The organism is Nitrosomonas sp., from assembly GCF_040256045.1.
Classification (GTDB): Bacteria; Pseudomonadota; Gammaproteobacteria; order Burkholderiales; family Nitrosomonadaceae; genus Nitrosomonas.
The window spans coordinates 1-9,169 of record NZ_JBDZWD010000068.1; the positions used below are offsets into that span (position 1 = coordinate 1).

Sequence of the window (9,169 nt, forward strand, 5' to 3'; positions counted from 1 at the left end):
ATTCCCCACTGCTGCCTCCCGTAGGAGTCTGGGCCGTGTCTCAGTCCCAGTGTGGTTGGTCGTCCTCTCAGACCAACTACTGATCGTTGCCTTGGTAAGCCTTTACCCCACCAACTAGCTAATCAGACATCGGCCGCTCCTTTAGCGCAAGGTCTTGCGATCCCCTGCTTTTCTCCTCAGAGATATGCGGTATTAGCACATCTTTCGATGCGTTATTCCCCACTTAAGGACACGTTCCGATGTATTACTCACCCGTTCGCCACTCGCCGGCAGGCCGAAGCCCCCGCTGCCGTTCGACTTGCATGTGTAAAGCATGCCGCCAGCGTTCAATCTGAGCCAGGATCAAACTCTTCAGTTTTATCTCTTTCTCATCTTGCTTCTATCTGATTACAGATATATGCAGACGTTTGTAACTTTTACTCAGATTTCCTGAGCTTTGCAACTTGTATTGCCAAGCGTCCACACTTATTGGTTATTTGCTTTTTAAAGAACTTTGCTTTGACTGATGTCATCGCGATAGAGATGCGCATTATATAGAACAAACTGACTGAGTCAAGCGATTTTGCATAGGTTTATTCACTGCAATCTAAAGAAATTCATAACCATTTGATTTTATTAGATCTATTTTTCTATAGCCGCGTTACCAGTATAAAAACTACCACTGCCTGTACTGTAATTTATTATCCAGTTTCTTTACTATAAGAGTCTCTTATTCCTATTTCCGGCTTCATATTCTTATGTATAGCCACTCCAGAAGCGCATCCATAGCTGCTCTTGCTTCACCTGACCTTGGGTGGTTCACCGTAAATGCTACTGCATAACGTCTTTTTTTGTGGTTCAACACATACCCGGCAATTGCTGAAACATCTTTCAAAGTACCTGTTTTGATATGTGCTTTTCTGGCGACGACAGATTTCTTCAGACGTTTCTGAGCCGTACCGTCTACTCCGACTATTGCCAGGGAAGCTATGAACTCTGGCATCGTGGGTGCAAAATAAGCCGCATTCAGCAGATCATTCAAATGACGAGTACTGATGCGTTCTTTACGCGACAATCCTGAGCCATTTTCCAGTACCAGCTCCGGAAAATTCATGTTCTTTGATAACAGCCACTGTCGTATTCCGGCACGAGCAAGATCTGGCGAAACAAATCCGTTGCCCTTCGATTGGGTTTCCCCCAATGATAAAAACAATTGTTTTGCTGCCACATTGTTACTGAATTTGTTTATGCCACGAATAACTTCGGCCAATGGCGGAGATTGATAAACACTAATCGGATGCAATGTTTTTGGCACCGCTCCCCGCTGCACTCTACCACTGAATGTACCACCCAATTGTTTCCACAATCCGGTAAACAGTTGATCAATATACGCAGTGTTCTCATGTAAACTTAGGTAATAGACGGCCGGACCGCAATGAACCGAATAATCACCTTCAAGTGCCACTGTTACATGCCCTTGTTGCGGGATATCATCACGAATGTTTACCTGTACTCCACCCACACCACATTTTTTCTGAGTCAGTTTTAAATGGTTTTGTACATTCAGGAATTGGCCATCCGGATCAGCGATCACTCGAACTCTGCCATACTGTGGTTCGGGAAACAAATGTAGCGTTGAAGTACGATAATTCACCAATAATGCTTCCGGAGCAACGTTATAAGTTTTATAGCGTTTGCCATCAAAAGCACCTGGATCCTCTACCGGGAAACCATAATAGCCGTAATCCAGCACCAGATCGCCGCTGATGTCCCGCAACCCGGCCTGACGAATCTGGCGCAGCAACAGCCAAAAATTTTCCAGATTGAGACTGGGGTCACCATACCCCTTGATAATCAAATCACCTTGCAATCTGCCATTTTCCAGATTACCGTTTGCATAGATCTCGGTGCGCCATGTATAGGATGGCCCAAGCATTTCTAACCCGGCATACGTCGTTACGATCTTCATGACAGATGCCGGATTCATTGGGACATCTGCATTGACCGATAGCAGCGGCCGGTCAGCGCCAACTTCTCTTACATAAATACCAACAGCCGATTCGGGAATACCTGCCTTTTTCAGCGCCTGCCTGACCGTATCCGGCAAATCAACAGCGTAAGCCGGAAAAATCAATACACCCCACAGTAAGCATGCTATTTTCAGAAAACTTTTCATCGCATCCGGCAAAGCAGTTTAATTTTATTGGCGCTTACCGCGACAGATGGAAAATCCATCATTCCAGCCCATCTGATACTGCGTATCGGCAGCATAACGCTTTTTATCCTTGAATCCGTAAGCCGACTGTTTTGCTGTCTCACAACCATCTACATACCCCTCCTGAGCTGCTTTGGGATAACCGGCAAGGTTATAGGCTGGCCGTGTACTGGGAGGCAATGGCCCGGGTGGTCTTTGCTGAACGACAGGATCCGGAGCTGGTTGCGCAGGACCAGGCAACGGGCGTTTCACCATCGTACAGCCTGCCAGCAAAGCAATAATTACCATGACAACATTAACTCGTAGCATTTTTTGCTCCTTTTTCACTCATTATATTTCCTTCCGCTATATCACCGATTTCAGCAGCTTGCCCATTTCAGCCGGGTTATGTGTCACACGAATCCCACATGTCTCCATCACCTCAATTTTTTCCTGTGCTGTCCCTTTACCACCAGCAATAATTGCACCGGCATGCCCCATCCGTTTACCAGGAGGCGCTGTTACACCAGCAATGAAACCAACCACCGGCTTCTTCATGTGCTCCTTGACCCAGCGAGCGCATTCTTCTTCATCAGTGCCACCGATTTCACCCACCATCAGCACTGCATCCGTCTCACTATCCTCATTGAACAACTTCAGGACATCGATATGTTTGAGACCATTGATGGGATCACCGCCGATACCGATGCAGGTAGACTGCCCCAATCCCAGCTCACTCAGTTGGGCTACTGCCTCATAAGTCAACGTACCTGATCTTGAAACCACTCCGATTCTACCTTGCTGATGGATAGCGCCTGGCATGATACCGATTTTCAATTCATCCGGTGTTATGATCCCCGGGCAATTGGGCCCGATCAACAATGTTTTTTTTCCACGCATACGAGCTCGTGTCCTCAACATATCCCGAACAGGAATACCCTCAGTAATACAAACCACTAAATCCAGCTCGGCTTCCACTGCTTCATCGATCGCTGCAGATGCATAAGCAGGAGGTACATAAATCACTGATACGGTAGCACCTGTCTTCCTCTTTGCCTCTTCCACCGTTGCAAATACCGGAATACCTTCAAGCTCCTCTCCTGCCTTTTTGGGATTGACTCCCGCCACGAAACAATCTCTGCCATAGGCGTATTCACGACACTGGCGCGTATGGAACTGTCCGGTTTTACCGGTAATCCCTTGTGTAATGACGCGCGTATGACGATCGATCAGTATTGCCACAATCATGCCCTCCTGGTTGCAGTTTCAGTACGATGCCGAGCAGCTGCATCAACCGCCTTTCTGGCAGCATCAGCCATGTTGCTGGCAGAAATGATCGTTAATCCTGAATCTGCCAGAATCTTTTTTCCCAGCTCCACGTTGGTCCCCTCCAGTCGAACAATCAATGGAACAGTCAGTTTCACCTCACGCGCTGCCGATACCACTCCTTCAGCGATCACATCACAACGCATAATCCCGCCAAAAATATTGACCAGTATTGCCTGCAAACCGGGGTTTCTCAGCATCAGCTTGAATGCTTCGGTCACTTTCTCTACGGTTGCTCCACCCCCCACATCCAGAAAATTAGCCGGATTGCCACCATAAAGTTTGATGATGTCCATGGTGGCCATCGCCAGACCGGCTCCATTGACCAGACAGGCAATATCGCCATCCAGTGGAATATAAGAAAGCCCGTGCTGCGACGCTTCTGCCTCGAGCGGATCATCTTCATCCGGATCCCGCAAGGCAACGATTTCAGGATGACGAAACAGGGCATTGTCATCAAAATTCATTTTGGCATCCAGTGCAATCAGATGATCATCCGGCGTGACAATCAGCGGATTGATTTCGAGCAACGAAGCATCATTTTCATCGAATGCCCGATACAGGGTATCCAGCATGGTTATCGCAGCCGACTGACACGATTCGGGCAAATCGATCTCACGCACGACTCTCTCAGCATCCCGAAGATTCAATCCCGCAAGCGGATCGATCTGAATTTTATGTATTTTTTCCGGCGAATCCGCTGCAACCTGTTCGATATCCATCCCCCCAGCATCACTCGCGATCAAACTCACGCACTGTGAAGTACGATCTACCACCAGTGCCAAGTAATACTCATGGCTGATGTCGACTCCCTGTTCGATATACAGTCGGTGTACGATTCGGCCTTGCGGGCCGGTCTGGTGCGTTACCAGCGGAGCAAACAGCATGGCTTCAGCAAACTGCTGGACTTCCGCAATGGATTTTGCCAGCTTCACCCCGCCGCCCTTACCGCGTCCGCCAGCGTAAATCTGTGCTTTAACCACCCATTTGTTTCCACCCAGCTTCTCGGCAGCCAATACCGCTTCCTCCACGCTGAAACAGGCAATCCCGGCTGGCATACTCACCCCGTAACGGCCGAGAATCGCTTTAGCCTGATATTCATGAATTTTCATATTTCATCCTTTTGTGCCTCGACATCAGGCTGTGCCAATACTTTTTTGATATAGCTCTCCACGTGAGTCAGCTCCTTTTCAAAACCTGGCAACAGCTCCACCAGTTTTTCCACATCATCTTCCTTCGCAGCCGTCTCCATTTGTGCACACCACTCACCCAAAGCCAGTGCCCCAATCGAACGTGCTGAAGATTTAAGCTTGTGTGCAGCAAACTTTGCTTTATCTGTCTGGTCACCCGTTACCGCACTATGCAATTGCTCGGCAATCTTGCGGGTATCACGGAGAAAATCCTGCAGAAATTCATTGATGATCGCCTGATCACTCCCGACCAGGGATTTGAGTACATCGATATCCACCACCATTTTTCCAGTCGTGGCAGAAGGTTGCAGGATTCTTTCTTCCTGTTGTTCCGCCTGCTTCGACCTTGGCAACCATTTTTCCAGTACTGACTTGAGTTGCTCCAGTTGCACCGGTTTACTCAGATAATCATCCATTCCCAGTGCACGACATTTTTCCGCTTCACCCTTGAGTGCATTTGCCGTCAGCGCAATGATCGGAATTTGATAATGACCAGTTTTTTCGGAACGAATCGATTGCGTCAACTGGTATCCATCCATTTCCGGCATATGCAGATCAGTCAGTATCAGCGCATACTCTCCATTTTTCCAACTCTGCAATGCTTCACGCCCGTTGATGACGATATCTGCAGCAAACCCCAGCAGAGTAAGCTGCTGGCGAATAACTTTCTGGTTGATCTCGTTATCTTCCGCAACCAGGATCAGGCTGCCCTGCTGCAACGCCTCCTCCCGTGACAAAGGCACTACTTTACTGACAACTTCCACAGCAGCAGTCTGATCTTCCTCCAGCTTCGCCCGGCCAGCCGCAACCGCTACTGCATGGAGAAAGACTCGGCGATATAGCACATTTCCGTCAAGCGTCACAACGCCTTCCTCTTCCATACGGCCACGATGACGCCGTCCTCGCCTGACGATCACAAACCGGAGTTGGTTGCCCACACTTCCGTCAGGTCGATCACCAAATGCAGCACGTAATTCGTCCACCGGAAACTCTCCGTCACTCGCATCTGCCACCAGCAACCACTGACCTGGCGAAAGCTGTCCGATTCGTTCAAGTGTGGCAGACAAATCGGCTATACGTTCAACTGCAGCACCAGCGTATTTCAGATAGGTTGCCAGCTGGGGACTCAATCCATCTTCACTCCCCATTACCATGCATGACAATCCTGAAAGATCCACTTCATCAGGCTCATCCTGCTGAATTGCCCCTCCCTGAATCATCCTGAATGGAATACGCGCCTTAAACGTTGAGCCCTTGCCAGGCTGGCTTTCTACAGTAATATCGCCTTTCATCAGCTCAACCAGCCGGCGACAGATGGTCAAACCCAGGCCGGTTCCGCCAAAGCGTCTGGTAGTGGAAGTATCTCCCTGGGAAAAGGGTGTGAACAAGCGTTCACAGGTAGCATCATCCATACCGATACCATTATCAATAACCTGAAACAAAACAGTCACGATATCGCCATTAGCCATATCTGCCGGTACAGCTTTTACGGTGACACACCCAGGTCGTGACATACCACCGGAAAACTTGATGGCATTGTTGATCAGGTTGATCAATATCTGTCGCAAGCGTAATGCATCGCCCAATACACTTTTCGGCAGAGCCGGGTCTACAAACAGAATCAACTCTACCTCCTTGCTGGCAGCCATGTGAGTCAGCGTCCCGCATGCACGCTCTACCACTTTCTCCAGAGACATGGGCCTCTGTTCAATTTCCAGTCTGCCGGCCTCGATCTTAGAAAAATCAAGAATATCTTCGATGATCTCGAGCAACATAAAAGCAGATTCCCGGATGAGATCGGTCATTTCCTTCTGATAACTGCTCAGACTGGTCTGGCTCAATACATCGATCATGCCGATCACACCGTTCATCGGCGTACGAATTTCATGGCTCATGGCGGCAAGGAAAGCGGATTTGGCCTGATTGGCCAGTTCCGCATCATGCCGCGCCTGTTCCAGATCCTGCCGGATTTTCACATGTTCGCGCATATCACGCATAATTCCGGTGAAATGCCGCTTATCACCTACGAAATACTCGCTGACTGCAAGATACACCGGCAGAAGCGTTCCATCCTTATGTATCCCCTCGACTTCACGCCCTAGTCCGACATGATGTCCACCAGGTTGCTGCGGACGGCCCACATATTTCTGACCGTACCCGGTATGGCAGTACCGCTGCATATAATATTCATGCATATCGCGATCCGGTTCCGGCACCAGAATTGCCACATTCTGTCCGATTGCTTCCTCCACGGTATAGCCGAACAGTTTTTCCATGACTGGATTCACAGAGAGCATCACCCCTCGCTCGTCAGTCGTCACGACGCAGTCAACCATATGCTCAACGACCGAGCGGGTTTCCTCTTCTTTAATCGCCAATTCGGCATTGAGCTGCTCCAGTCTGGCGGTACGCTCAGCCACACGCGCCTCCAGATGCCGGTAACTGATATCCAGGCGCTCGGTCATCATATTGAAAGCACTGGCCAGTTTCCCGATTTCATCCCATCCTTCGTCGGGGATATGATGCTGGAGATTCCCGGCATTGATCGCCTGCGCGCATTCATTGAGATTTTTGAGAGGCATCACTACTCGCCGGTTGAATAACAACGCTCCTAAAATTGCCATCAGAAAAGTCAGACCCAGTACCAGCAGCCCCATGACACGCATCTGCATTACTGAAGCAAATGCTTCTTCAGTACTGATCTGTACTACCATCCCCCAATCCACGCGCGGGAGATATCGCCATGCTGCAATCACCGGTTTACCGTGGAAATCGGCAACTACTCCTCCGCCATGTTCACCACTCAAACTGTTTCTGATCGCCAGTGAAAACAATGGCTCATCCAGCGATATGGTACGTTTCAGAGCAGCATCAGGATCTTCCCGCAGAGGTGCCATCACCCGGGCCAAATGCTTGTTTTCCATGTAAGTAACAACCGTCTCGCCACTTTCACCCAACCCCACATTGTTGGTCAACACATCGAATATATGTTCACTGTAGATCTGCAGTGCCAGTACCCCGTGGAAATTTCCTTCAATCATGATGGGTACGGCTACAAATGCAGCGATCGCACCATGCGATGGTGGATAGTATTCAAAGCTGGACAAACTGTTCTGATGCGTCTCCTTTGTCTGGCGAAATACCTGGCTCAGCCCGCTATCCCGGTAGGGACCTGTCAGCAGACTGGTAGCAAAATCAGACTCATGGCCGACAGAAAAAACAATCCAGCCGTCTGGGGATATCAGGAACAGATCGTAGTAACCCGTACCTTCAAGGTAGCGTTCGTAATGCGCCCGATAACGTGCATCCAGCGCACGGTAGGTTTCAGAATCGACTCCAGACTGGCTGAATGTCTGTGAAAATTCGTCTATCGCCTGACGAGTCGTATCACTTGTCTGGATGAAAATTGCATCTAATATCCGCTCACGCAGATAGGAATCAATCTGCTCAACCTTTTTGTCAGCAATCGATGAAACCTGTTGAATGGCCGATTTACGGATTTCGCCCTCAAAAATATGCAGCAAGCCGTAACCAACCAGTGCAATCGGCAATAACGCCACCAGCGTAAACCAGATGGCAAACCGCTGAGTAAGTGATGTGAGGATCATTACTCCAGCAAACAGTCGGGGCACTGTTTCAGAGTACGCCTGGCGTAGTAGGCAAAAGCACTCGCACTGCGCGACACACGCAAAATCCAGTCATGCGCTTCCCGCGCGAGTACCGGCTCGATCGGCTGAATCCTGCCGGCTGCACTTGCGAGTAACTGCATGCGTGCAGCACGTTCAAACGCAAGCGCGATCAGACAAGCTTCCTCGATACTGCTGCAGGCGACCAGCAGCCCGTGATGAGCAAGCAACAACGCACGTTTATTACCCAATGCACCTGCTATCAGCTCACCTTCTTCGTTACCCACCGGCACCCCCGGCCATTTAGGCAAAAAAGCCACATCGTCATACAATACACAGTTATCCATATGCGAAATAACGAGCGGCTCTTCCAGCATGCTGAGCGCTGCTGTATGCAGTGCATGGGTATGGATAATACAGCGCACATCGGAGCGCGCCCGATAAACCCAGGAATGAAAGCGATTTGCAGGGTTGGGCATGCCATCCCCTTCCAGCACCTGTAAATCCTCATCGACCAGCAACAAATTCCCTGCGCTGATTTCATCGAACCCGAATCCCAGCCGTTGCGTCAGGAATGTACCCGACGTTTCCCCACGCGCGGTAATCTGCCCGGCCAAACCAGAATCATGACCGTTATCGAACAGAATGCGGCAGGTCAAAGCTACCTTCTGACGAATCGAATAAACCGCGCCGGGCAGTTTGCTTTCCATTTGAGCAAACTCGCGTTCCATTAGCTGCTGCTTGTCGAGACCAAACGTTTCACCGCTCATAGATCCGAATCTCCCTGTTTTTCATGAAAAACTTTTAACCGTCGTGATCGACAGTTTTCCGTATTTTTCCTGTCACTGCAAGCA

At 49.5% G+C, this 9,169-nt stretch carries 6 protein-coding genes and 1 rRNA gene; all 7 read right to left on the reverse strand.

Translation table 11 applies throughout. The features are described from left to right. Nucleotides 1-358, reverse strand: a 16S ribosomal RNA gene (locus ABUL11_RS10355); the annotation flags it as partial. 369 nt (nt 359-727) lie between these two features. After that, nucleotides 728-2,155, reverse strand: a complete 1,428-nt coding sequence (gene dacB / locus ABUL11_RS10360) for a D-alanyl-D-alanine carboxypeptidase/D-alanyl-D-alanine endopeptidase (protein WP_350283780.1) — start codon at nt 2,153-2,155, stop codon at nt 728-730. A gap of 24 nt (nt 2,156-2,179) precedes the next feature. Beyond that, complete coding sequence (locus ABUL11_RS10365) at nt 2,180-2,503, reverse strand: hypothetical protein (protein ID WP_350283781.1); 324 nt, start codon at nt 2,501-2,503, stop codon at nt 2,180-2,182. 36 nt (nt 2,504-2,539) lie between these two features. Further along, nucleotides 2,540-3,415, reverse strand: coding sequence for a succinate--CoA ligase subunit alpha (gene sucD / locus ABUL11_RS10370; RefSeq protein ID WP_350283785.1), 876 nt, complete (start codon nt 3,413-3,415; stop codon nt 2,540-2,542). 2 nt (nt 3,416-3,417) lie between these two features. Further along, nucleotides 3,418-4,611, reverse strand: a complete 1,194-nt coding sequence (sucC, locus tag ABUL11_RS10375; protein WP_350283782.1) for an ADP-forming succinate--CoA ligase subunit beta — start codon at nt 4,609-4,611, stop codon at nt 3,418-3,420. After that, nucleotides 4,608-8,297 (reverse strand): PAS domain-containing hybrid sensor histidine kinase/response regulator family protein, encoded by a 3,690-nt coding sequence (locus ABUL11_RS10380; protein WP_350283783.1) that lies wholly within the window; start codon nt 8,295-8,297, stop codon nt 4,608-4,610. The genes sucC and ABUL11_RS10380 overlap by 4 nt, the downstream gene beginning before the upstream one ends. Then, a complete protein-coding gene (locus ABUL11_RS10385; RefSeq protein WP_350283784.1) occupies nt 8,297-9,085 on the reverse strand; it encodes an aldolase in 789 nt (262 codons plus the stop codon). The genes ABUL11_RS10380 and ABUL11_RS10385 overlap by 1 nt, the downstream gene beginning before the upstream one ends. Nucleotides 9,086-9,169: the final 84 nt, after the last annotated feature.

What these genes read in the sequence shown, in the direction of transcription:
- dacB (WP_350283780.1), bottom strand. Translation starts at nt 2,155, where the DNA reads ATGAAAAGTTTTCTGAAAATAGCATGCTTACTGTGGGGTGTATTGATT.
- ABUL11_RS10365 (WP_350283781.1), bottom strand. Translation starts at nt 2,503, where the DNA reads ATGCTACGAGTTAATGTTGTCATGGTAATTATTGCTTTGCTGGCAGGC.
- sucC (WP_350283782.1), bottom strand. Translation starts at nt 4,611, where the DNA reads ATGAAAATTCATGAATATCAGGCTAAAGCGATTCTCGGCCGTTACGGG.
- ABUL11_RS10380 (WP_350283783.1), bottom strand. Translation starts at nt 8,297, where the DNA reads ATGATCCTCACATCACTTACTCAGCGGTTTGCCATCTGGTTTACGCTG.
- ABUL11_RS10385 (WP_350283784.1), bottom strand. Translation starts at nt 9,085, where the DNA reads ATGAGCGGTGAAACGTTTGGTCTCGACAAGCAGCAGCTAATGGAACGC.